Annotated in this window: 23 protein-coding genes; 10 read left to right on the plus strand and 13 right to left on the minus strand. The window is 53.7% G+C overall.

The annotated features are described in order from the left end of the window. Window positions 1-68 precede the first annotated feature (68 nt). The gene (locus tag ACTU44_RS17930; RefSeq protein ID WP_147251993.1) at window positions 69-1,064 is read left to right on the plus strand and encodes a TapB family protein; all 996 of its coding nucleotides are present in this window, start codon (window positions 69-71) and stop codon (window positions 1,062-1,064) included. 75 nt (window positions 1,065-1,139) lie between these two features. Here ACTU44_RS17930 and ACTU44_RS17935 read toward each other — a convergent pair whose 3' ends face one another. The 9 genes from ACTU44_RS17935 to ACTU44_RS17975 form a co-directional block, all read right to left on the minus strand. Then, window positions 1,140-1,898, minus strand: a complete 759-nt coding sequence (locus ACTU44_RS17935; protein WP_181850276.1) for a substrate-binding periplasmic protein — start codon at window positions 1,896-1,898, stop codon at window positions 1,140-1,142. A gap of 176 nt (window positions 1,899-2,074) precedes the next feature. Beyond that, window positions 2,075-2,938, minus strand: coding sequence for a pirin family protein (locus ACTU44_RS17940; RefSeq protein WP_114098547.1), 864 nt, complete (start codon window positions 2,936-2,938; stop codon window positions 2,075-2,077). A 182-nt stretch (window positions 2,939-3,120) separates the two neighbouring features. Further along, on the minus strand, window positions 3,121-3,723 hold the full coding sequence (gene wrbA / locus ACTU44_RS17945; protein WP_114098546.1) for an NAD(P)H:quinone oxidoreductase: 603 nt from the start codon (window positions 3,721-3,723) through the stop codon (window positions 3,121-3,123). Window positions 3,724-3,831: 108 nt separating this feature from the next. Beyond that, on the minus strand, window positions 3,832-4,881 hold the full coding sequence (glpQ, locus tag ACTU44_RS17950; RefSeq protein WP_114098545.1) for a glycerophosphodiester phosphodiesterase: 1,050 nt from the start codon (window positions 4,879-4,881) through the stop codon (window positions 3,832-3,834). Window positions 4,882-5,018: 137 nt separating this feature from the next. Further along, entirely contained in the window at window positions 5,019-6,206 is a 1,188-nt protein-coding gene (locus tag ACTU44_RS17955; protein ID WP_114098544.1) for a vWA domain-containing protein, read from the minus strand. Between the two features lie 5 nt (window positions 6,207-6,211). Beyond that, entirely contained in the window at window positions 6,212-7,060 is an 849-nt protein-coding gene (locus ACTU44_RS17960) for an AAA family ATPase (protein ID WP_114098543.1), read from the minus strand. A 143-nt stretch (window positions 7,061-7,203) separates the two neighbouring features. Then, window positions 7,204-8,199 carry a helix-turn-helix transcriptional regulator gene (locus tag ACTU44_RS17965; RefSeq protein WP_114098542.1) on the minus strand — a complete coding sequence of 332 codons (996 nt, stop codon included), beginning with the start codon at window positions 8,197-8,199 and terminating at the stop codon, window positions 7,204-7,206. Window positions 8,200-8,418: 219 nt separating this feature from the next. Next, on the minus strand, window positions 8,419-8,994 hold the full coding sequence (locus ACTU44_RS17970; protein WP_114098541.1) for a YdeI/OmpD-associated family protein: 576 nt from the start codon (window positions 8,992-8,994) through the stop codon (window positions 8,419-8,421). Window positions 8,995-9,165: 171 nt separating this feature from the next. Beyond that, entirely contained in the window at window positions 9,166-9,786 is a 621-nt protein-coding gene (locus tag ACTU44_RS17975) for a TetR/AcrR family transcriptional regulator (protein WP_114098540.1), read from the minus strand. Between the two features lie 142 nt (window positions 9,787-9,928). Here ACTU44_RS17975 and ACTU44_RS17980 point away from each other — a divergent pair, with 142 nt between their 5' ends. From ACTU44_RS17980 to ACTU44_RS18015, 8 genes are all read left to right on the plus strand, one after another. Beyond that, entirely contained in the window at window positions 9,929-11,017 is a 1,089-nt protein-coding gene (locus tag ACTU44_RS17980) for an ABC transporter substrate-binding protein (protein WP_114098539.1), read from the plus strand. Between the two features lie 158 nt (window positions 11,018-11,175). Beyond that, the gene (locus tag ACTU44_RS17985) at window positions 11,176-12,039 is read left to right on the plus strand and encodes an ABC transporter permease (protein WP_114098538.1); all 864 of its coding nucleotides are present in this window, start codon (window positions 11,176-11,178) and stop codon (window positions 12,037-12,039) included. A gap of 1 nt (window position 12,040) precedes the next feature. Further along, the gene (locus ACTU44_RS17990) at window positions 12,041-12,832 is read left to right on the plus strand and encodes an ABC transporter permease (protein ID WP_114098537.1); all 792 of its coding nucleotides are present in this window, start codon (window positions 12,041-12,043) and stop codon (window positions 12,830-12,832) included. Next, window positions 12,829-13,944 carry an ABC transporter ATP-binding protein gene (locus tag ACTU44_RS17995; protein ID WP_114098536.1) on the plus strand — a complete coding sequence of 372 codons (1,116 nt, stop codon included), beginning with the start codon at window positions 12,829-12,831 and terminating at the stop codon, window positions 13,942-13,944. The genes ACTU44_RS17990 and ACTU44_RS17995 overlap by 4 nt, the downstream gene beginning before the upstream one ends. Next, the gene (locus tag ACTU44_RS18000; protein ID WP_114098535.1) at window positions 13,944-14,675 is read left to right on the plus strand and encodes an MBL fold metallo-hydrolase; all 732 of its coding nucleotides are present in this window, start codon (window positions 13,944-13,946) and stop codon (window positions 14,673-14,675) included. Before ACTU44_RS17995 ends, ACTU44_RS18000 begins: the two co-directional genes overlap by 1 nt. Window positions 14,676-14,745: 70 nt before the next feature. Then, complete coding sequence (locus ACTU44_RS18005) at window positions 14,746-16,170, plus strand: aldehyde dehydrogenase family protein (protein ID WP_114098534.1); 1,425 nt, start codon at window positions 14,746-14,748, stop codon at window positions 16,168-16,170. 66 nt (window positions 16,171-16,236) lie between these two features. After that, window positions 16,237-16,956, plus strand: a complete 720-nt coding sequence (locus ACTU44_RS18010) for a hypothetical protein (RefSeq protein WP_181850274.1) — start codon at window positions 16,237-16,239, stop codon at window positions 16,954-16,956. A 169-nt stretch (window positions 16,957-17,125) separates the two neighbouring features. After that, window positions 17,126-17,977 (plus strand): tetratricopeptide repeat protein, encoded by an 852-nt coding sequence (locus ACTU44_RS18015; RefSeq protein WP_114098532.1) that lies wholly within the window; start codon window positions 17,126-17,128, stop codon window positions 17,975-17,977. Between the two features lie 62 nt (window positions 17,978-18,039). Here ACTU44_RS18015 and ACTU44_RS18020 read toward each other — a convergent pair whose 3' ends face one another. The 3 genes from ACTU44_RS18020 to ACTU44_RS18030 all read right to left on the minus strand — a co-directional run bounded on the left by ACTU44_RS18020 (window position 18,040) and on the right by ACTU44_RS18030 (window position 20,534). Next, window positions 18,040-19,299, minus strand: coding sequence for an MFS transporter (locus tag ACTU44_RS18020; protein WP_114098531.1), 1,260 nt, complete (start codon window positions 19,297-19,299; stop codon window positions 18,040-18,042). A gap of 65 nt (window positions 19,300-19,364) precedes the next feature. Next, the gene (locus ACTU44_RS18025) at window positions 19,365-20,075 is read right to left on the minus strand and encodes a TetR/AcrR family transcriptional regulator (RefSeq protein ID WP_147251992.1); all 711 of its coding nucleotides are present in this window, start codon (window positions 20,073-20,075) and stop codon (window positions 19,365-19,367) included. Window positions 20,076-20,303: 228 nt separating this feature from the next. Then, complete coding sequence (locus ACTU44_RS18030; RefSeq protein ID WP_114098529.1) at window positions 20,304-20,534, minus strand: DUF2798 domain-containing protein; 231 nt, start codon at window positions 20,532-20,534, stop codon at window positions 20,304-20,306. A 95-nt stretch (window positions 20,535-20,629) separates the two neighbouring features. Between ACTU44_RS18030 and ACTU44_RS18035 the strand changes: the two genes are divergently transcribed. Next, on the plus strand, window positions 20,630-21,553 hold the full coding sequence (locus ACTU44_RS18035; protein ID WP_114098528.1) for a LysR family transcriptional regulator: 924 nt from the start codon (window positions 20,630-20,632) through the stop codon (window positions 21,551-21,553). Here ACTU44_RS18035 and ACTU44_RS18040 read toward each other — a convergent pair. Further along, window positions 21,542-21,982 carry an Lrp/AsnC family transcriptional regulator gene (locus ACTU44_RS18040; RefSeq protein WP_114098527.1) on the minus strand — a complete coding sequence of 147 codons (441 nt, stop codon included), beginning with the start codon at window positions 21,980-21,982 and terminating at the stop codon, window positions 21,542-21,544. The two genes, ACTU44_RS18035 and ACTU44_RS18040, sit on opposite strands and share 12 nt — an antisense overlap. Window positions 21,983-21,993 lie beyond the last annotated feature (11 nt).

Below are 21,993 nucleotides of genomic sequence, written 5' to 3' on the forward strand. Positions count from 1 at the left end.
TTGCGGCACAAGACACCAGATAAAAAAGCGACATAAAATCTACCAAAAGAATATGCAGGATCAGGAAGATGAATAAGCCGACTATTCAGCGCCACCTTATGGCGCTTTCTTGCGTTTTGGGCATCGCATCACTCGGAGCGTGTCAAACGCTTGATGAATTTGGCGCGAAGCTCAATGAACTCAATGACGGCATGGGTCAGTATGCCGAAAAGACCGAGAATACCGGCCCCGATCTTGCCCCTGCATCGCTTCCTGATTTCGGCATCGGGGATGCCTTTGTCTATGACAGCGGACGCGCAATCTATGTCGAGGATATCAAGGGCGAAAACTTTGTCTGGAATGGCGGCGGTGATTATCTGTTCCAGACCAGCGCCGATTTCACCGGTCCTAATCTTGAATGGTCCTATACCGACAAGGAAGATCGCAAGCGGTCCGGATCAGCCACCATCAAGAAAGGCTCCGAAAGCCTGTGGCCGCTGGAATATGGCAAGATGGTTCGTATTTCGACTGTCTCGGAAAACATTGATCCCGATACAGGAAAAACCAGCAGCTATGACCAGTGGCTGACCTGCAAGGTGCCCGCGACCGAGACGGTTGACGTCCCTGCTGGCACCTTTGACACCTATGTCATCGAATGTTCGCGCTATTACAAACAATGGTGGATGCAGACCACAAAATGGTGGTACGCGCCAGAAATCGGATTTTACGTCAAACGTGACCGTTCCTGGAATTCGGGAACCGATCATAGCGAAGAACTTCTGACTTATGGCCCGGCACCGGCCAAGATCCCGAAAAAGGCCCGCGATCAGCTTGCCATGACGGTTCAGACCGCACTTGAAAGCAATAATTCCGGCGATCAGGAAAGAACCAAAGTTGCAGAGCTCACAATTGCCGTCACTCCGCTCAAAACCGTTCAGACCGACAAGGGGGTCTGGTGCCGGACTTATCGTCAGGAACTTTCATCCCACAACCGCACCAGCCAGCAAATCAAATCTGCCTGTCGCACCAATGACGGTTGGGTGATCGAGGACGAAGTTGCCGACAAGACAGCAGTCACGAAATAAACCTGAATATCAAAGCCCCATCCTTAACGGGTTGGGGCTTTTTATCCGGGTTTAAGCAACATTTCCGACCGAGGATCAGTACTCGACGGCATCAAGAATGGCGTCGAGCTCCCCGTTTTGCCGCAGTTGCTTCAGACCGGCATTGAACAGGCTGATAATGGTTTCGGCATCCGGATGGGTTTTGCCGACAATGAAATGCAGCGGCACGTTTGAAAGCCCTTCTTCGATATGGGCAAAATCATCTGTGGAAAGTTCGGCAGCCTGAATGGAGCTTAAAGCTTCGGGACGCGGACTGATGACACAATCAACCCGGCCTGCTGCCAGAAGTTTGAAACATGTTTTCATGTCCGGTGGGGAAACGCGCTTGGCCCGGCCATTGGCAAACAATTTGCCGGTAAATCCAAGTTCGGCATGCCCCAGCGGCAGACACAGGTTTTTACCAATCAGATCGCTATTGGCATCAAAAGATCCGCGCTTTACCGCATACCACCCATAGGCCGTCAGGTTGGTAATCGGATCTGAGAACAGAACGCTTTTGCTTCGAGCCCGTGTATAGGCATAGGGAAATGTTCCATCGACTTCCCCGTCGATGGTCATTTCAAAACCCTTAAGCCAGGATCGCCAGATGATCTCGACACTGTCATGACCATCACGCTCAAACACCTTGCGAACAATATCGGTCACAACGCCGCCATGATCCATTTCACGATCAGCAAAGGGCGGAAACGCATCACCCGTTACAAATCGCAGGTTTCCGGCATGGGCCGGGGATGCAAAAACACCTGCCACCAGCACCAAAAACCACATAACCGCGCATTGCCGCGACTTCATCATTCTGACGGCTACCTTTCTATTGCCTTGCCTCAAAAGCCCGGACAATAGGGCCGCCATCCCGAGGCGACAAGCCTCTTGGTTGACTGCTTATTGGAAGCATTACAAAAACACCCTGATCCGCATGAACCAGGGTGTTTCTTCTTAAATGCTCCAGAAGCATAGCTGATACGATTTGGTCAGGACGCCGCCTTGCGCACGAAATTTCCGCGCTGATAGTCGTCAAAGGCCTGCATGAGTTCCTGTTTGCTGCTCATAACAAACGGACCATAGCGAACCACCTGCTCGTTAATCGGACGTGCGGCAATCACCAGCATCCGGCCACCATTCTTGCCACCCTTAAGCGTGACACCATCGCCATCTTTCAAAATGGCCAGATGATGGGTCGGAACATCTTTGCCGCTCACCACGGCATCGCCGATAAAAACATAAACCACTGCGGCATGCCCCTGCGGAACCGGAATGCTGACTTCGGCACCGGCATCAAGTTTGGCATCAACAAAGACCGGATCGGTTGAAATACCGTTGATCGGACCGGTCTTGCCAAACATATCGCCTGCGACAAGGCGAAGGTCTGCCCCCTTGGAAACTGCAATCTCGGGAACATCAGGCGCTTCGATATTCTGATAGCGCGGATCAATCATCTTGTCCTTGGCCGGCAAATTGATCCAGAGCTGAAAGCCCTGCAAAAGACCGTCTTCCTGCATCGGCGTTTCGGAATGAATGATCCCCGACCCTGCGGTCATCCACTGCACGCCACCAGATCGCAGAACGCCCTTGGAGCCAATGCTGTCTTCATGGCCCATCGCCCCCTCGACCATATAGGTCACGGTTTCAAAGCCACGATGGGGATGTTCGGGGAAACCGGCAATGTAATCGTCAGCATTATCGGTCGAAATGGAGTCAAGCATCAGGAAGGGATCAAGCATATCAAGCTGTGGCGTTCCAATTGAACGCTTAAGCGACACACCCGCACCATCCGATGTATCCATGGCGCGTAAAACGCGATCAACGGAACGTGCATTACTGATGGCATCAGTCATTTCAAAACTCCTCTTCCTGCCGGTGTGTTACACCGGATACAATTTCATGACTGACACTTTCGCATAAAACTGTCGCCAAACAAGGCACAATCAGGCACCTGATTGTTTACCCAGATGCAACAAAAAGGGCAGTACCGGTTTGACCCGATACTGCCACTTCATTCAGATACATGTCTTGCGGATCAACCGGCAAGCTTGGCAGCCAGTTCGGCAACATGCTTGCCCTGGAAACGGGCAATCTCAAGCTCGTTCTCGGATGGCTGACGCGAACCGTCTGCACCAGCAAGGGTCGAAGCACCATAAGGCGATCCACCGGTGATTTCGTCCATATTGGTCAGGCCTGCGCAGCTATAAGGCACACCAACAATTACCATGCCATGATGCAAAAGCGTGGTGTGGGTTGAGGTGATCGTCGTTTCCTGACCACCATGCTGGGTGCCGGTTGATGCAAAGACCGAACCGATCTTGCCAATCAGCGCACCCTTGGCCCACAGACCACCGGTCTGATCAAAGAAGTTGCGCATCTGTGCGGACATATTGCCAAAGCGGGTCGGAACACCAAAGATGATCGCATCATATTCCGGAAGATCCGAGACATCTGCAATCGGGGCAGCCTGATCAAGTTTGGCACCGGCTGCCTTTGCCACATCTTCGGGCATGATTTCAGGTACGCGTTTGATATCGACCTGCGTTCCCGCAACGCCGCGCGCGCCTTCGGCGACCGCATTTGCCATGGTTTCGATGTGACCATACATCGAATAGTAAAGAACCAGTACCTTGGCCATTTCTACCTCCTTGGTTGAATTTGACGAAGCACAATAATGACTTGCTGCTGTTCCCCTGATAATGACCAGATTGGAAACAGACTGCTTCGAAAATCGAAAAGATCGCCCTTATGACGCCGGGTTTTGCGCCAGAAACTGAACAACCTGATCGGGGAAATCGGTAAAGATGCCGTCAATGCCCGCGTCATCGAAAATCGCCTTGAGGGCAATATTCATGTCCCCTGCCCATTTCGGCAACTGATCGGCACGCAGCGTGTATGGATGCACCAGCAACTGGGCGCGCTGGGCAGCAATCAGTGTCGGGGTCATCACCGCCTTGCCATTTTCACCCAGTCCTGAAATCACCTGAGGCAACCATGGACCGATACCATCAACGATCTTGGCCATTTCAAGGATGCCATCACCGGATTTCAGATAATCGTAATCCGTGCCTTCTGGCGGACCCCAGCGGTTTTCCCCCAGAAGCTGAACCAGTTTGCCCTGATAACGGAGATCATTGCGGATACGTTTGGTTTCTGCCCAGTCAAAACATTGGACAAAGGAATTGGAATCCGGGTTGTTATAGCCCCACTTTTCCAGAACCGAGATCACGGTTTTGGAGATGTCCTGACCTTCGGCATGATGGAATGCGGGGTCCTTGATTTCCGGATAAATCCCGACATCGCGCCCGGTTGAATGGTTCAGACCGCGGACAAGCTTGATTTCTTCTTCAAGGGTCGGGATTTTGAATATTCCGAAATCACCGGGAAACCGGTTTTCATAAACCTGTTTGCCTGTATCGGCCTTGAACCGTTCGGTAACAGTCAGGGTTTTGAGTTCATCAAGCGTAAAATCAATTGCGTAATAGCGCCCGTCCTCGCGCTTGCGATCCGGAAATTTGGTGCTGACATCGGTTGTCGTATCAAGATGAATGTCATGCAGGATGACCGGAACCCCGTCCTTGGACAACACGACATCCTGTTCGATGTAATCCGCGCCCATGCCATAGGCCAGCGCCTTGGCCGGCAATGTATGTTCAGGCAGATATCCCGATGCCCCGCGATGGGCAATCACAACCATTTCGGCCTGAATATCCTGTGCCTGGACAGGGTTTATGGCACTTGTGACGAGCAACCCGACAACAAGCAAGCCCGACTTGATCAGTTTTTTCACCGGCATCCCAGAATTCCTTTTTTTATCGCTGCCCCTTTGGCAGGGGTTCAGGACTATAGGCGCGGTTTCATGGTTCAGGAATGCCCGCAGGGCACCTGACAACAATCTTCATGAAACTGTTACCCTGTCTGGGTAACGCGGACCTAGCGGTTAAGTTCCCCGGTCATGCGATCAAGACCATCCAGCGTCAAAGGAAACATCCGGCCTTCCATCAGTTTATGCATGATCTGGATTGACTGGTGATGCCGCCACCAGTTTTCCGGCTGCGGGTTTATCCAGGCGGCATGATGGAAATGATCGACAAGGCGCTGCATCCACACAGCCCCGGCCTCCTGGTTCCAGTGCTCCACCGCACCACCGGGATAGGTGATTTCATAGGGGCTCATGGTGGCATCGCCCACAATCACCAGCTTGTAATCCGCCCCATAGGTATTGATCACATCCCAAGTGGAAACCTGTTCGTTCCAGCGCCGCGCATTGTCCTTCCACAATCCCTCGTACGGGCAATTGTGGAAGTAATAATATTCAAGATGCTTGAACTCGGTTTTGACCGCCGAAAACAGTTCTTCGCAGACCTTGATGTGATCATCCATTGATCCGCCAACATCAAACAGCATCAAGACCTTGACCGCGTTATGGCGTTCCGGGCGCATTTGCACATCAAGCCAGCCTTGCCGCGCGGTTGATGTAATGGTGCCGGGTAGATCAAGCTCATCGGCGGCCCCGGTGCGCGCCCATTTGCGCAAACGACGCAGTGCGACCTTGATGTTGCGCGTTCCGATCTCGACATTGTCATCAAGATTCTTGAATTCGCGTTTGTCCCAGACCTTGACCGCGCGCCGATGACGCGATTCATGTTGCCCGATGCGTACGCCTTCCGGGTTATAGCCATAGGCGCCGAACGGTGATGTCCCCGCCGTTCCGATCCATTTATTGCCGCCCTGATGACGGCCCTTTTGTTCTTCCAGACGCTGTTTGAGCGTCTCCATCAGCTTTTCCCAGCCGCCAAGCGCTTCGATTTCGGCTTTTTCCTCGTCCGTCAGGAATTTCTCGGCAAGCTTGCGCAACCATTCTTCGGGGATTTCGGTTTCGGCAACCTCGTCCATGCCATCGGCCAGATTGACCACACCCTTGAAATGTTCGGAAAACACCCGGTCGAACTTATCAAGGTGGCGTTCGTCCTTCACCAGTGCGGATCGCGCCAGATAATAAAAATCCTCGACCGAATACCCCGCCAGCCCCTTTTCCACCGCCTCAAGCAGCGTCAGGTATTCCCGTAATGAAACGGGAATGCGCATATCCTTTAGCTTATAGAAAAAGCCGGTGAACATAATGCTTAACGCCCTTCGCGGCGCGCCATGAATGCAAGCCGTTCAAACAGGTGCACATCCTGCTCGTTCTTGAGCAACGCACCATGCAATGGCGGCACGGCGGTTTTGGCATCCTTGGCGCGAAGGGCCTCTGGTGAAAGATCCTCGGCCATCAGAAGCTTCAACCAATCGAGAAGCTCGGACGTTGACGGCTTCTTCTTGAGCCCGGATACATCGCGAATGTCATAGAAAAGGTTCAATGCCTCGGCGACCAGACGTTTCTGGATACCGGGATAATGGACCTCGATGATTTCGGCCATGGTATCGGCATCGGGGAAACGGATGTAATGGAAGAAACAGCGGCGCAAAAACGCGTCGGGCAATTCCTTTTCATTATTTGATGTGATGATGACGATCGGCCGGTTGGTTGCCTTGATGGTTTCCTGCGTCTCATAGACAAAGAATTCCATGCGATCGAGTTCCTGCAACAGATCGTTGGGGAATTCGATATCTGCCTTGTCGATCTCGTCAATCAGAAGAACCGGCGCATCTTCTTCGGCCTCGAATGCTTCCCACAGCTTGCCCTTGACGATGTAATTGCCAATGTCATGGACGCGCTCGTCACCCAGCTGACTATCGCGCAGACGCGACACCGCATCATATTCATACAGCCCCTGCTGGGCGCGGGTGGTCGATTTGATCGACCATGTGATCAGTTTTTTGCCAAGGGATTTGGCGATTTCTTCGGCCAGAACGGTTTTGCCGGTTCCCGGTTCCCCCTTGACCAAAAGCGGACGCTGCAACGTGATCGCGGCATTAACGGCCACCATCAGATCTTCGGTTGCGACGTAATTCTCCGTACCCTGAAACTTCATTTTTGCCCTGCAACATAAGTTGACGTTTGCGTTAACCTAGGGCGTTGAAGAAATTTGGGCAAGAGGCCAAACCGACCTTCCCTTGCACCAACAGGCAACAACCATCCAAGAATGCAATCGCATCAACTGTTTGCCCGTCGCGATCACGCGCTATTGCGACTAAGCGCCTGTGCAGGGCTTTCCCCATACCAGTCCCGGTATGATCTTGAAAAGTTGCTGACATGGCCAAAACCAACCGCTGCGGCAACCTGCTTGACGGTGAATTCACCAGATGCGAGCAGTTCCTGTGCGCGCTCCATCCTTTGGGATCGAATAAAGTCGGCACAGCTTTTGCCCGTCTCACGCTTGAACAGGGTGTTCAGGCGACTTTCGGCCATACCAGCCACATCTGCCAACTGCGCTACTGCCAGCGGTGAAGCCAGATCGTCGGTGATTTTGGCGATTGCGTCCTCAATCACCGTCTTCTCAAGAACACTTGGTTCGGGTGCCCTTTCGGCATCTTCACAAACAAGACAATAGGCATCTATCATCTCGGCCAGAAACAGGGTCGACAACCCTTCCAGTTTGAACTTGTGCCCGATCCCCGTCATTTGTGCCGAGAACATGGCGCTTACGATGCTTCTGATCTTGCTGTTAAGGACAAGTGGCCGGATTTCGATCACGCTCTGTTCGTCAGACAGAAACGGATCAAGTGCATCCGGTAACTCATGACCAAACCGTTGCCGAAGCGCATCGAGCTTGATGGTTACACCAGCGTGACGGATCAACTGCCCGGCCGGAAGAAAATAGCGCGTCCCAGCCACATCAACCCGCATCATCAAACCGATCTCGGGTGACATCATGTGTTGACGACCATCCGGACTATTGAAATCAAGATTGCCAAGAATATTCACCGACCCTGCCACCCAACCCGGCGTCAGGGCATTTTGCACATCAAATATGGAATCTTCACGGACATTCAGTTCTGCGCGGTGCAAACAGATGCCATTGCCAAAATCGATCCGTTCAAGACGTCCGCTGACACCGGGCAATTCAAACAAATCCCCGTCGGCAAGCCTGAGCTCACCAATGCCTTCTACGCGGTCATCGTTTGAAAGAATATCAAACGCATCTCCCGCGCCTTTCCGAAGGTCGCTCATAGCTGCTTGTTCCTGACAGTTTGCTCATACTATCCACCGTCGATTTTTTTGACTGATGGCCGGTAAGGTGTCCTTGGCTTCATCGGTGCCCCAACACCCTGAACCCTTATTTGTTCCTTGTAACAATGGCTTATAATCATGACAGCCTAGGACTTTGGCCGTAAATGGGCAAGCCATTGGAACGACGTTTCCAAGCTGTCCGGTGACAACGGCCTCGCCCTAGCGGTCGTGAATGCCCTTGCCTTCAAGGATTTTGGGACGGTATTTGTCGATCCGGGCCATACGTGTCGCAGATTGTTTGGCCCCACCGATGTAAAGACCGTAACCGCGTTGACGTCCCGGCGTCAGAGCTTCGAACGCTGCTTTTAACGCGCTATCCTGCTCAAGCCGGGAAAGCAATTCAGCAGGCAAATCGATCTCGCTGCTTTTTTCGACCTTCAGGCCTGCTTGCTCGATTTTGATGGCCGCTGCGATATAAGATTTGATGCTGTTCTCGCATCCGGAAACTTCATCAACACTGGTAAAGCGGATCTGACGACCGGAATTTGAATTGGGACCGGGCGGAACCAGAATATTTGCCGGATCATCCATCATCGCCCCCTTGAAGAACATCAGGGCCAGAAAATCCTTCATCCCCTGAATGATCGCGATGTTCTTGCCATCATGGGTATAGCAAGGCTTGGCCCATTTCAGGTCTTCTTCAAGGTCACATCCCAAAAGGATTTCGCGAAGGCGGGCGGACTCAAGCGGCCAGTTTTCGTCCTTCTTGAAATAACCATCTGCCGGTGAGCTCATTATTTTCGGCTCCGTTCACATGTTTCAACCCTAAGGATTAAAAGTCATAACATCACGATGCGAACACAACCATAAATAATAGCAGGCCATAAACGGCTCCTGCCAATCTGCTGACGACTTTAGAATATCGGCATATTCAGACTTATGTCTGTGATGCGGAAGCCCCCGGTCCTAGCCGGTTTGTGACACCAGATGGGCAAGTGGGATATTCTGGCGTGCGACCTGATCCTTGAGGCCGTCAATATCCATGTCCTCGTCCTTGACGAACTCGATGAACATCATGTTCACATTGTTAAAGACCAATTCGCCAATCGCGCTGCAATCGACATCCTTGCGCACAATCCCGCGATCCTGCAACGCACGGAAAAGATCGCAGACCTGTTTTGAAAGCCGGTGATCAAGGGCCGTATAGCGTTTGGAAAACGGTGTTTCGGGCTGCGCGATCGACAGGGACATCGCCGTGCGCCACATTTCCTTGGACAGATATGTCAGCGAATGGTCGTAATATTTTCCGATCAGTTCAAACAGGGCATTGGCAACCTGATCATGCTTTTTGGCGATGATTACGTCACCTGCTGCCAGCACTTCCTCGACCTCCATCGAGACGGTTGCCATCAGCATGTCGCCCTTGTTTTTATAGTAATTATAGAACGTTCCGACCGACACACCGGCCATTTCGGCAATGTCCTCTATGCGTGCGCTGTCATAACCGACCTTGCGAAACAGGGTTGTCGCCGCCTCAAGAATTCGGCGGTTTTTATCGGCTTTTTTCTGGGCGCGCAGACTTGGCATCGTTACTCCGATAAAACTGAACGGGTTCAAAAATTACATTGACTCAAAAAATGAACGCGTTCAATATTTTTTCAACGGCACCGCAATGAGTGCCGATTTACCCAAGAAAAGGGAGGCCTCAATATGAAATCAGGGAGAGCCTATGTTTCGTCACGTTTCCACGGGGAAGACCCGCAATAAGCTTTTGGGTGGTGCTGCGACCTTCTTGCTGACTGCTGTTGCATTTGGCCAGGGCGCACAGGCGACCGAAGAATTGAACGCGCTTGTCTGGTGTGATCACACCGACCCGGCATTGATCGAGCCGTTCGAAAAGAAATACGACGTCAAAGTCAATCTCAAGGAATATGAAGGGACCGGTGCGGGCCTTTCGATCATCGAACAATCGCGTCCGGGGGACTGGGACGTGTTTGTGATTGACGGCGTTGATGTTCATCGCGCTGTTGAAATGGATCTTCTGGCGGAAATTCCGGCGGATGCCCTGCCGACGTCTGATATCTTCCCCGAAGTCGTGATGGCGGAAAACAATGTGGTGGATGGCAAGATCTATGCCGTCACTGAAAAGTTCGGCTACAACACCATTTCGTTCGACAAGACCAAGGTTGATCCCAAGGACATGGAAGACATGTCGGTGATCTGGTCAGACAAATATGCCGGACGCATTGCCATTTATGATTATTACCTGCCGGTGATCGGTCTTGTCGGACTGGGACTTGGTATCGATACGGCTGATCTTGGTGCGGACGATATGGACGCGATCAAGGACAAGCTGTTTGCGATGAAGAAGGTTTCCAAGCAGGTTGGTGAAGTTGTCTCCTCGCAAACGGCTCTGGCCACGGGTGAGGTCGATATTCTTGTTGGTGGTGGTGAATGGATCACGGCGGTTCTGTCCGAGGACAAACCGAACCTTGATTGGGTCATCCCCAAACAGGGCGGTCTGCGCTGGGCCCAGTCGATTGGCGTGATGAAAGAGTCCGCCAAGCCCGACCTTGCGCTTAAATTCGTTCAATACATCCTGAGCCCCGAAGGACAGGCACGTCTTGCGACCTCGTCCTGTTACTGGGGAATGCCCGCCAATGCCAAGGCCGGGGTAAATTTGACCGATGCGCAAAAAGCTGCCCTGCGATGGGATGATCAGGCGGGCTATCTTCAAAACTCGCAGCTTTATCCGATCCCGGATGCCGATCTGGATGCCCAGATGCAGGATGCCTGGGTCGAGATGCTCCAGCAGTAAGCTTCCCTTGCTTATTGCCACCTGCCATTGCCCCGCTTTTTGCGGGGCAATGGTTCCGACTTGCGCTAAGCTTGCCACAACGGCGACCAAACCCTCCACGACACCCAAAATAGCAACCGGATCCATTGTCCGATACGTTGCTAGCAAAGGACACCGTGATGGCCCAAGCCACCCTTGAAACACGCGAAAACCGCCGCGCATGGGGATTTGTGACCCCTGCCTTGCTGTGGACCATCGCGTTTTTCGTGATTCCGTTCATCGTCATGGCCGCGATCAGCCTTGCCACCCGCAAGGGCCGCGAAATCGTCATGGCGTTCAATCTGGACAATTACATTACGTTTTTTGAAAAAGCCCATCTGCTTAAGGGGCTTTTCGTCTCGCTTGAGATCACATTCACCGTCACCATCATCTCGGTCGTTCTGGCCTATCCGCTGGCATGGATCATTGCCGAGCGTGTCCCGCAAAAATGGCAGCGCATGGCACTGATCATGGCGATCCTGCCATTCTGGACCAGCTATGTCGTGCGGTCCTATTCATGGCTTCTGGTTCTGGCCAAGAACGGCGTGATCAATAACACGCTTCTTCATATCGGCCTGATTGCCGAGCCGCTTGAACTGGCAAGTACACGCACCGCCACCGTGATTGGATTTGTGCATTTCTTTGTCATGCTTTTGACCCTGACGATCTATGCCAATCTTGTGCAGATGCCGCCAAACTATCGCCGTGCCGCAGCCGATCTTGGTGCCAACGGGTTTCAGGTGTTCTGGCATGTGGTCTTGCCGCTGACCCTGCCCGGTATCATGGTCGGGGCGTTTCTGACATTTGTTCTGTGCATCGGGGATTATATCACGCCCCAAATTCTGGGCGGCAATAACGAACTGGCACTGCCACAGGTCATCATGCTGCAACTTGGTCGCCGGGCCGACTTCCCGATGGCAGCAACGCTTTCGATCATTCTGATGGCGGTTGTGACACTGGCCTATATTGCCTGCGCGCGCTGGCTCAAGATGGAGAGAACATAAAATGATCTCTTCACGCTTTTCCAAAATCGCCTCCTGGGTTTATCTGGCAACACTTTACGGCTTTATCTTTTTACCCGTCGCCGTGCTTGTCCTGTTTTCCTTTCAGGATGGCCGCCTGCCCGTCCCGCCCTTTAACGGTGCGACCCTTAAATGGTATGGCGAGGTCTTTGCCGATAGTCGCCTGATGTCTGCCCTTGGCAATTCATTGATGGTTGCCATCGGATCGTCGCTGGTTGCCTGTGTGCTTGGTTTCTGTGCGGCTTATGGTCTTGCACGTTATGTCCTTCCGGCATCGCGCTTGCAGCGCGGGCTTCTGGTTGCGCCCATGACGGTAAGTTATCTGATCATTGCCCTTGGCCTGCTTTCGACCTTTAACTGGGTGGGGATTTCCCTGTCACTCTGGACGGTGGGGATCGGGCATGTGATGATCAACTTGCCGCTATGCTTTGCGATCATTTATGCATCCATGGGCGACCATCAAAAGAACATCGAACGCGCCGCGCGCGATCTTGGTGCCGCCGAATGGCAGGTCATGACACAGGTGTCCGCCCCGATGCTGATGCCATCGATCCTTGCCGCATTCTTCCTGTCGGTCACGTTCAGTTGGGATGAATTCATCATCGCATTTTTGCTGTCGCGCTTTGACGTCACCCTGCCTGTCGAAATCTGGAGCATGCTGCGTTCGGGTCTGAACCCGAAAACCAACGCGGTCGGAAGCGTTGTCTTTCTGGTCTCGGTTGCGCTGCTGCTTATTCTTGAACTGATTGTCTTTAGAAGGACGGCAAAGAAATGACCGCCCCTGTATCCATTCGCAATGCAACGAAAACCTTTGGCGATTTTACCGCCCTTGATGATGTCAGCCTTGACATCGCCGCTGGTGAATTCATTGTCCTGCTTGGCCCATCGGGCTGTGGCAAGACCACTTTGCTGTCCCTTCTGGGCGGGTTCCTGTCACCAACCAAGGGGGTGATAGAAATCGCCGGGCGCGATATGGGCGACGTTCCGCCCGCCAGACGCCCGACCACCACGATGTTTCAGGATTATGCCCTGTTTCCGCACATGACCCTGCGCGACAATGTCGCGTTCGGCCTTAAGATGCGCAATGTCGCAAAGCGCGAACGCCAGACAAAAGCCGAAGAACTTCTTGATATGGTCGGGCTTAAGGCATCAGCAGGCAAGAAACCCCATGAACTTTCCGGCGGTCAGCGACAGCGTGTTGCCCTTGCCCGCGCGCTTGCGGTCGAACCTGATGTCTTGTTGCTTGATGAACCGCTTGGTGCGCTTGATCTGAAACTGCGCCGTCAGATGCAGGATGAACTCAAGGCGATCCAGAAACGTGTTGGCACCACATTCGTTCATGTCACCCACGATCAGGAAGAAGCCATGGCGATTGCCGACCGGATTGTGGTGATGAATGCTGGCAAGATCGAAGATGTCGGTCGCCCGGAAGATATCTATATGCGGCCCAGAACCCTGTTTTCGGCAAGGTTCATGGGTGAAGTCAACTTTATCCCCGGCACACTTGAGGCCCTTAGCAATGAAAGCATTTCGGTCAAGACGGTGCTTGGTGCGGTCACCTTGCCGAACGCGGCGCTTGGTGATCAGGCCCTTAAGCCCGGGCAAAAGATCACCCTTGCCATTCGCCCGGAACATTTTCGTGCCAGCACGGGGACCGGCCCGCGCATCACGCTGGGCAAGGCCAAGGTTGAAGACGGATCGTTTTTCGGCACCCATCATCGTGCCCATCTGAGTCCGCTGGATTATCCGGATATGGTGATCACCGCCCATATGCCGCAATCGGCCATCATCGAACCGGGCGCATGGGTTGATCTGACCATTGATCCCGCATCGGTGGTAATCCTGCCCGGTCATCCCGCCGCCACAGCGCAAGAGGACGCCGCATAATGCCCCTTGATCATGCAAAACCCGAAGACTGGTACAGCACAAAAACCGTCGGCGATGATGTCACCTATATCAGCGAGCCGTTTATCGAGGAGTTTTATCGCTGCAATATCTGGCATGTGCGCGGACGCGACGGCGACATGCTTGTCGATAGCGGTATGGGCGTGGTGTCGCTGACCGAGTGGGTCCCGCTGGTAACCGAACGCCCGGTTCAGGCGGTTGCCAGTCACACCCATTTTGACCATATCGGTTGCCACCACGAATTTGATCACCGGATTTGCCACCGCTGTGAGGCCGACCTTTTGGCTGCACCAACCCGCAAAAACACGCTGGCCGATCCCTACGTCACTGACGAGATTTTCACCAAACTCCCGCCGCTGCCATATTCGTCAACCACCTATGCGGTCAAGGCGGCCCCAGCAACCCGGATTGTCGAGGATGGCGATGTGATTGATCTTGGCGACCGGCATTTCGAGGTGATCCACACACCAGGTCACTCGCCGGGTGGCATCGCCCTTTGGGAAGCGGCCACCGGCATTCTGTTTTCTGGCGATATTGTTTATGATGGACCTTTGATCGAAGACACTTATCATGCAAATGCAAAGGATTACGTGCGATCAATGGAGCGGCTTTATGATTTGCCGGTCCGGATCGTCCATGGCGGACATTTTGCCAGTTACAGCGGCGAACGCCACCGCGAGATTATCAAAAACTGGCTGAGGGAACGGACCTGAATTCAGGCACTCAGCGTCGGGAACACATAACCCGACCAGTCACCACCATATGATCAGGAAGGCTTCCTTAATGGAAAACGCAGGCAAATTTTACATCAATGGCAAATGGGTTGATCCGATCTCGTCCCAGAAAATGGATGTCATCAATCCGGCCACCGAAGAAGTCATCACCCGGATCACGCTGGCCAGCGAAGAAGATGTCGACCTTGCAGTTGCCGCGGCCAAGCGTGCCTTTTCAACCTATAGCCAGACGACGATTGATCAGCGCCTTGGCTGGCTTGAAAACCTGCTTGCGATCTATAAACGCCGCTACGAGGAAGTCGCCCGAACCATCAGCATGGAGCTTGGCGCGCCGATCACCATGGCCCGCGAACAGCAGGCCGATGCCGGTACCGCCCATCTTGAAGATTTCATTCATGTGCTGCGCGATCTGAAGCTTGAAGAAACCCTGCATAATGGTGAAACGCTTTTGCGCGAACCGATAGGCGTGTGCGGTCTGATCACGCCATGGAACTGGCCGATCAACCAGATCGTGCTCAAGGTCATTCCGGCCCTGGCAACCGGCTGCACCTGTGTGCTTAAACCGTCCGAATTCACCCCGCTTAATGCCACCCTTTATGCCGAAATGATCCACGAGGCGGGATTCCCGGCCGGGGCATTCAACCTTGTGCAAGGCGCAGGCCCGGTCGCCGGTGCCACCCTTTCGCAGCATCCCGATATTTCGATGATGTCCTTTACCGGATCGACCCGCGCGGGCAAGGCGATTACGCGCGATGCCGCGGAAAACATCAAGCGCGTCACGCTGGAACTTGGTGGCAAATCGCCAAATATCGTGTTTGACGATGTTGATGTCGAAGACCGCATCACATTTAGCGTCCTTGATGTCTTTAACAATACCGGCCAGACCTGCGACGCACCGACCCGGATGCTTGTTCAGCGATCCATCTATGACGAGGCCCTCAAGGTTGCAAAACGCGTTGGCGAAGCCGCAAAGGTCGGCGATCCGTCCGTTGAAGGCGATCATATCGGCCCGCTGGTCAGCCATATTCAGTTTGAAAGGGTACAGACCCTTATTCAGGCGGGCATCGATGAAGGTGCGACCCTTTTGGCTGGCGGAGTTGGCAAACCTGACGGGATCAATGAAGGCTATTACACCAAGCCGACCATCTTTGCCGATGTGAACAACACGATGCGCATCGCACGTGAGGAAATCTTTGGCCCGGTTGTCGCCATGATCCCGTTCGACACCGAAGAAGAAGCGATTAAGATCGCCAATGACACGCCCTATGGGCTGGCGGCCTATATCCAGACCCCGGATGCCGCAAAGGCCGATCGCGTTGCCCGCAAATTGCGTGCTGGCATGATCCGCATCAATGGTGCCTTCCCGCGTCCTGGAAGCCCGTTTGGCGGCTATAAACAATCGGGTATCGGGCGTGAAGGCGGCCTGTTTGGCCTTGAAGATTTCATGGAAATCAAGATGCTGCATAAACCATAAGCGAATTCATGCATGCGTGCCGGGCGGCATATCAATGCCCCCGGCACGACCATTGCGGGGAAACCGATGATCAAACTGTTGCTGGTGTTTTTAACGGGTCTCTTGATGTCATTTTCGGCCTTTGCCGAAAGCCTGTTTAAGGACAATCCCCCCATCGGGACAGTGATGGTTCAGCAAATTGAAACGCCACACGGTCAGGTCATGTTGCCAAAGGGGAACTGGACACTTGCCGGTGTCAAAACCTTTGACGCTGATGGCCCATACCCCCTTGGCAAAGCTGTTCTTGCCCGGATCGGGCAGGACCACACCCTTGATGGCCTGATCTTTCTGACAGTTTCGCTCAATGACGGCGCGGATTACCATCCCGGCACTGAAAAATGGTGTGCGCGAAACTCCGATGCCCTGTTCTTCAGGGAAATAGCGCCATCCTCCCCATCGGAAACCGGTTGCCTTGTCCTTGAAGAACTGGTCAGCCGGTTTGACAATCTGACACCACCACACTTCAAACAAGCATCAAGCTATCTTGCCGATCGCAAAATAGTGCATCCCGACACGATGTTTTTTGCGACATTTCAGATCGCCCGCGACCATCAATTCCTTTCGGTTTCCTACGGCTTTGACTTCCGCCTGCCACCAACCGAAATGCTGCCCGGATACGCGCCGTCAAACGATACCCGTTATGACGGTCCCTATTCAGATCTGACGCGACAGTCCAATTTTGATCTTGTTGTGGATTGGGCACAGGCCACGAAAACAGAAATCCATCGTGCATTTGTGAACCGATGATCGCGGTTTCGCGACATTTCCAAAGCATCGCCCGCAATCAATCACCACTTATGACATAAGGCTGGTGACATAGGGCTGGCAATGCCCGTCCCGGACCTTATAATCCTATCGTTGATCGATAAATCTAAAGATCCGGGCAACGGATCAGGAATGGATTGGGAAACCGGTTATGAATGCAATGTCCTTTGCAGATATGGGGCTTGCAGCACTGAAAAGGCGACAGTTTGATGCCGCCATCAATATGCTGCGTCAGGCCCTTGGCGAAGATATGGATAATCTTGAGGCCCGCTTTGGTCTGGCCCGCGCCCTTCACGAAAAAGGTTCGATTACCGAAGCTCTTGGCGAATATCGCACGGTGCTGCAATCTGATGGGGACAATGCCGACTGCCTCTATCACATTGCACGCGCCCTGTTGCAAAATGGCGATGCGCGCAGCGCGCTCAATCATGTCGATATTGTTCTGCGAACCAAACCGACCGATGCTGCGCTGCTGACGCTGCGTGCGCAGGCTTTGCTGGAACTTGATCGCAGCGAAACGGCCCTGTCATCACTTCAGACCGCCGCCCATCACCGTCCGGGTTCGCAAACCATCCATCGCCTGATGGCAGCCTGTTATCGCGCCAATGACGATATTGAAGGCGAACGGCGAGCGGTTGAACAGTTGCTTCGGATTGATCCTTCGTCGCTTGCCGCATCGAATGATCTGGGCGTGATCAATCTGCGCGAAGGCCATCTGATCGCTGCCTTTGAAGCTTTCGAGCAAATCCTGTCGCAGGATCCCGACCATATCGAAGCCACCCTGAACCGGGCCATTGCCCTGACCGTCATGGGCGGGATGGATCATGATGCGATCTGGGCGCGCGTGATGGAGGTATGCTCTGATCTTGATGAACTCGATATCACCCGCAGCCTTGCCGATGATCTGGCAAAAATGCCCGATGACAAACGCAAGGGAACTGATGCCGCCAGTGCGCTGATGGCACGCGCCGCCCTTGCCCCTTACGATCTCACAGATATCTGAAACAAAAAACGCCCGCAAACGATGCGGGCGTTTCATGATTTTCCATGATCATCAGACCCGGATTATTCGGCGGCGACTTCCGCGGGTGCGGGTGTCAGTGCGCGCGACTTTACCCAGCCCAGAATACCGATCACACAAATCATGGCCGCCACCCCGCCGACCATGAAGGGCGACGTGTTATTGAGCCCCGCCAATACACCGCCGGTCAGAACGGCTGCAGCCTCGGCCAGAACATGGACGGATCTGTAAATACCCAATGCCTGCCCCTGTTCATGGGCCCCGGCCCCGTTTGAAATGAACAGGCTGGTGGTGACTTCGCACCATGCGATCCCGAAGGCGGCAATGCACATCGGCACAAACACCCAGACCAGACCATCCGGCAAAACAAAAGTAATCAGGCCGATGGCCAGCAACAGATGCCCAAGGGTCGCAACCCCGCGAAGCCCGAGCGGACGCTGCGCGCGTTCCACCGTCAATCCGGCCAGAATAAGCGGGATCGAAATGATTGCCGAACACATGCCAAGGAAGCTGCTGGTGACGTCATGGGTCTGGACCAGATAGACGCCAAAGAAGCAGAAGAACAGATAGATCGCAAAATAGCTGGCAAAGGACACCGCATAGCCCGGCAGCAATACCGGATCACGCAGCGTCGCCCATACCGAACGCCCGGCAACGATCTGATCATCCTTGGTCCGCCCGCGACGGCGCGCATATTCGGGAATATGCAGAACAACCGCGACAACCAGAAGGTTAAACCCGTACATGCCTGCGGCAAAGAAGAACGGCCAGGACACGTTAAAGGACGGATGAATGGACGGGTCCGAGAAAAAGCCCCCCATCAGGGGTCCGATGATCCAGCCGACATTGATCGCAACCGTGATCAGGCCGAAATTGCGCACCTTGTTTTCAGGTTTGCTGATATCCGATGCAATCGACTGTGCGATTGCCATATTGCCCTCGCACAGACCCGACACAAAACGGCCAATCAGAACCATCGGCAAATTGGCATTCGCCACGCCGACCGCAACCACAACATAACCACTCGCCGCTCCCAGAAGGGATGCCACCAAAACCGGTTTGCGCCCGACCCTGTCTGAAAGTCGGCCAAGCCAGGGGGCGCCAATAAATTGCCCGATGGGATAAAGCGCCATCGCAACACCAAGCAGGATGGTGCGATATTGTTCGGGTACCGAGGGATCAAGAAAACCAAGTTCGGGTTTCAGGAACATCGGACCGAACACCGGATAGGGCAAACTGAAACCGGCAAAGCCAAACAGCACAGTCAGAAAGACTGCCGACATTGCCTTGTTTTCCTGCGACATGGGGAACTCCGTGGGGCGCTATTGGTGGCGTCGTAAAAGGGGTAAACGGGCTATTCAAGTCATCATCAAAGGGCGCTGGCACTGGCATAGGTGACAGCAAGAGCGCGGACCTTTTCGCGGGCATCATCCACCTGCCAGCCTGCCCCGATCATCAGATCGGCAAGACCGTCACACAGGATACCCAGCGCGTTCTTGCGCAGCTCCTGACCGTAATGCCGGTCGGTAATTTCAGACAGAACCAGCACATTGATCCCGTAACCAAGCCCCCAACTTCCAAGGTTAAGGTTGCGGCTACGACTGGTCATGTCCGATGCAATGCCAAGCTCGTCCTCACCCTCGGTCAGGAAGGTCTGAAACATGGTGGTAATGGCATTGATCTGATCAAGCTGCGCCTGATGTCGGGCCGGTGTGGCACGCTTCCAGACCGACGGCGCAAGGGCAAGATATTCGGCCTCGAACAATTGCGGATTATCGATGGAAAAGCTCAGATCAAGCAAATTGGCGATGATGTATTTTTCAATTGCACTGCCATCGTGATTGCGTGCGATATCGAACTTGTCGGCCCGTTTGGCACCGGCCATAACGGCAAGCCCGATCAGCAAATCCTCCTTGCTGGCAAAATGGCCATAAAGGGTGCCGACCGAGATATCACAGGCCCGCGCAAGATCGGACATCTTGAGCTCGAAAAAGCCGACTTCTGCAATCAGCTCCCCTGCAGCATCAAGGATCATTTCTTCGCGTTGCCGGCGTTTTTCCATGCGGTTTTGCGCAACCATGCCAATGCGGCCCTCTGCCAATGGATCATTTTTGACGTAAAATCGAATTTGGTTCAATTTCTTGATTTAAACAATCACCGTTTTTGCATGGGTGGGTTTCACGCCCGCATGACAGGTCGACAGAACACTGAAATTACGAAGAACAGGAAAACATAGAAAAAGCCCGGCAATCAGAACTGCCGAGCTTTCAAGCGCGTCTTTGGTGGCGCGTCGGGGGTCTGTTGTGTTTCAGGCAATCTGCCGAACAAGGCGCGATGTAATCCTGTTGACGGTGCCCGCACTGATCATCACCAGCGTAAAACCGATCGGCCATGCAACGATAAAGGCACGCGCCCAACGGGACGGGTATCCGGCATCAATGCCGGTATTGATCAGGGTGACAATGCCGGTCATCAGGAAACACAGCCAAAGCGACATGAAGAAGGAAAACACAAAGCGCTGCATCTGCGGGGGGAACATATCGGATCCTCATATTGGGGCTGTCGTCTGGGTCAAACATCCCCTATTCTTGTTTTTGAGAAAAGACGATAATACTGGAAGATAAATTCCCATAAATGGAACACCTGCAAAATCTTGATGATCTCGCGATTTTCGCAAATCTGGTAGATGCGGGCAGCTTGCGCCGCGGATCAACCCAGATGCGCATTCCGGTTGCGACCCTTAGTCGGCGCTTGCAAAAGCTTGAAGCTGCCCTTGGCTGCAAATTGCTTGATCGGGGTGGCGGAATCTTTTCCCTGACCGAGGCAGGACGGGAATATTATAACCGCATCAAGCCGATCATGTCCGAACTTGCCCTGCAGCTGGACGAGATCGATCAGCGCCAAAGCCAATGCGCCGGACTTCTGCGTCTGGCGCTTCCGGTCAATCTTGCCAACTATTGGCTGCCCGATTTCTTTTCGGATTTTATGACGCGCTATCCGCGGATTGAGCTGCATCTGACCCTGTCCAACGCCATTCTGCCCGAAGAAGACTTTCCGTTTGATATCGCCATCCGGGTCGGCAAACAAACCCGCCCGTCCCTGATGATGCGCAGGCTGGCAGGCACTTGGCTTGTCCCCTGCGCCGGACCGTCCTATCTGGCACGCAAGGGATACCCGACATCACCGGCCGATCTTGCCAATCACGACATGATCATCTCCCGCCCGCTTCTGACCTGGCGATTTTATGATCGCAAGACCGGGACCGAAGAAAGCGTTCCCGCGACAGGCCGGTTCAATGTCGATGAAATGGAAATGGCCATCAAAATGGTCCGCAAAGGCCACGGGCTTGGACTGTTTGCCCATAACATCATTGCCGATGATCTTGCCGCAGGCACTCTGGTCCCGATCCTTTCCGACTGGGATACGGAAATGCGCGATTTCTATGCGGTCTGGCATGAAACCGATTTCATGCCGATGCGCCAACGGGTGTTTATCGACGAACTGGCGGCCTTTGCACTGCGCAATCCGCCTGACAAGGATGCGTTGCTATCTGGGTGACAGGGGCGGCATGCGCCGTTCTACCGGCTTGGATTTGACAATGGCGGTATTGGTTTCGGCCTTGTCGACAATCTGATCAAGCAAACCGTCCAGCTCCTTCATCGACCGGATATAAAGCCGTGCGACAAAGCAATCATCGCCCGTTACCTTGTCGCATTCGCCAAACTCGGGAATTTCGGAAATCAGCTGCTGTACGATATGTAACTTCCCCGGAAGTGGCCGGATACGCACGATGGCCTGAAGCGGATAGCCCAGTGCCTCGGGATCGACATCAATCGTAAAGCCGCGAATGACCCCGCGCTCTTCGAGCCGACGGACCCGCTCGGCCACACCGGGTGCAGACAGGCCGACCTTGGCCGCCAGTTCCTTTTGCGAGATTCGGGCATCGCGCATCAGGATTTTAAGAATCTTCTGATCGATTTCATCCATGACTTTATAAA

The organism is Thalassospira sp. SM2505 (assembly GCF_054901115.1).

Excerpts from the sequence above, each read along its gene's own strand:
- ACTU44_RS17930 (WP_147251993.1), top strand. The coding sequence starts at position 69 with ATGAATAAGCCGACTATTCAGCGCCACCTTATGGCGCTTTCTTGCGTT.
- ACTU44_RS17935 (WP_181850276.1), bottom strand. The coding sequence starts at position 1,898 with ATGATGAAGTCGCGGCAATGCGCGGTTATGTGGTTTTTGGTGCTGGTG.
- ACTU44_RS17940 (WP_114098547.1), bottom strand. The coding sequence starts at position 2,938 with ATGACTGATGCCATCAGTAATGCACGTTCCGTTGATCGCGTTTTACGC.
- wrbA (WP_114098546.1), bottom strand. The coding sequence starts at position 3,723 with ATGGCCAAGGTACTGGTTCTTTACTATTCGATGTATGGTCACATCGAA.
- glpQ (WP_114098545.1), bottom strand. The coding sequence starts at position 4,881 with ATGCCGGTGAAAAAACTGATCAAGTCGGGCTTGCTTGTTGTCGGGTTG.
- ACTU44_RS17955 (WP_114098544.1), bottom strand. The coding sequence starts at position 6,206 with ATGTTCACCGGCTTTTTCTATAAGCTAAAGGATATGCGCATTCCCGTT.
- ACTU44_RS17960 (WP_114098543.1), bottom strand. The coding sequence starts at position 7,060 with ATGAAGTTTCAGGGTACGGAGAATTACGTCGCAACCGAAGATCTGATG.
- ACTU44_RS17965 (WP_114098542.1), bottom strand. The coding sequence starts at position 8,199 with ATGAGCGACCTTCGGAAAGGCGCGGGAGATGCGTTTGATATTCTTTCA.
- ACTU44_RS17970 (WP_114098541.1), bottom strand. The coding sequence starts at position 8,994 with ATGAGCTCACCGGCAGATGGTTATTTCAAGAAGGACGAAAACTGGCCG.
- ACTU44_RS17975 (WP_114098540.1), bottom strand. The coding sequence starts at position 9,786 with ATGCCAAGTCTGCGCGCCCAGAAAAAAGCCGATAAAAACCGCCGAATT.
- ACTU44_RS17980 (WP_114098539.1), top strand. The coding sequence starts at position 9,929 with ATGTTTCGTCACGTTTCCACGGGGAAGACCCGCAATAAGCTTTTGGGT.
- ACTU44_RS17985 (WP_114098538.1), top strand. The coding sequence starts at position 11,176 with ATGGCCCAAGCCACCCTTGAAACACGCGAAAACCGCCGCGCATGGGGA.
- ACTU44_RS17990 (WP_114098537.1), top strand. The coding sequence starts at position 12,041 with ATGATCTCTTCACGCTTTTCCAAAATCGCCTCCTGGGTTTATCTGGCA.
- ACTU44_RS17995 (WP_114098536.1), top strand. The coding sequence starts at position 12,829 with ATGACCGCCCCTGTATCCATTCGCAATGCAACGAAAACCTTTGGCGAT.
- ACTU44_RS18000 (WP_114098535.1), top strand. The coding sequence starts at position 13,944 with ATGCCCCTTGATCATGCAAAACCCGAAGACTGGTACAGCACAAAAACC.
- ACTU44_RS18005 (WP_114098534.1), top strand. The coding sequence starts at position 14,746 with ATGGAAAACGCAGGCAAATTTTACATCAATGGCAAATGGGTTGATCCG.
- ACTU44_RS18010 (WP_181850274.1), top strand. The coding sequence starts at position 16,237 with ATGATCAAACTGTTGCTGGTGTTTTTAACGGGTCTCTTGATGTCATTT.
- ACTU44_RS18015 (WP_114098532.1), top strand. The coding sequence starts at position 17,126 with ATGAATGCAATGTCCTTTGCAGATATGGGGCTTGCAGCACTGAAAAGG.
- ACTU44_RS18020 (WP_114098531.1), bottom strand. The coding sequence starts at position 19,299 with ATGTCGCAGGAAAACAAGGCAATGTCGGCAGTCTTTCTGACTGTGCTG.
- ACTU44_RS18025 (WP_147251992.1), bottom strand. The coding sequence starts at position 20,075 with ATGGTTGCGCAAAACCGCATGGAAAAACGCCGGCAACGCGAAGAAATG.
- ACTU44_RS18030 (WP_114098529.1), bottom strand. The coding sequence starts at position 20,534 with ATGTTCCCCCCGCAGATGCAGCGCTTTGTGTTTTCCTTCTTCATGTCG.
- ACTU44_RS18035 (WP_114098528.1), top strand. The coding sequence starts at position 20,630 with ATGGAACACCTGCAAAATCTTGATGATCTCGCGATTTTCGCAAATCTG.
- ACTU44_RS18040 (WP_114098527.1), bottom strand. The coding sequence starts at position 21,982 with ATGGATGAAATCGATCAGAAGATTCTTAAAATCCTGATGCGCGATGCC.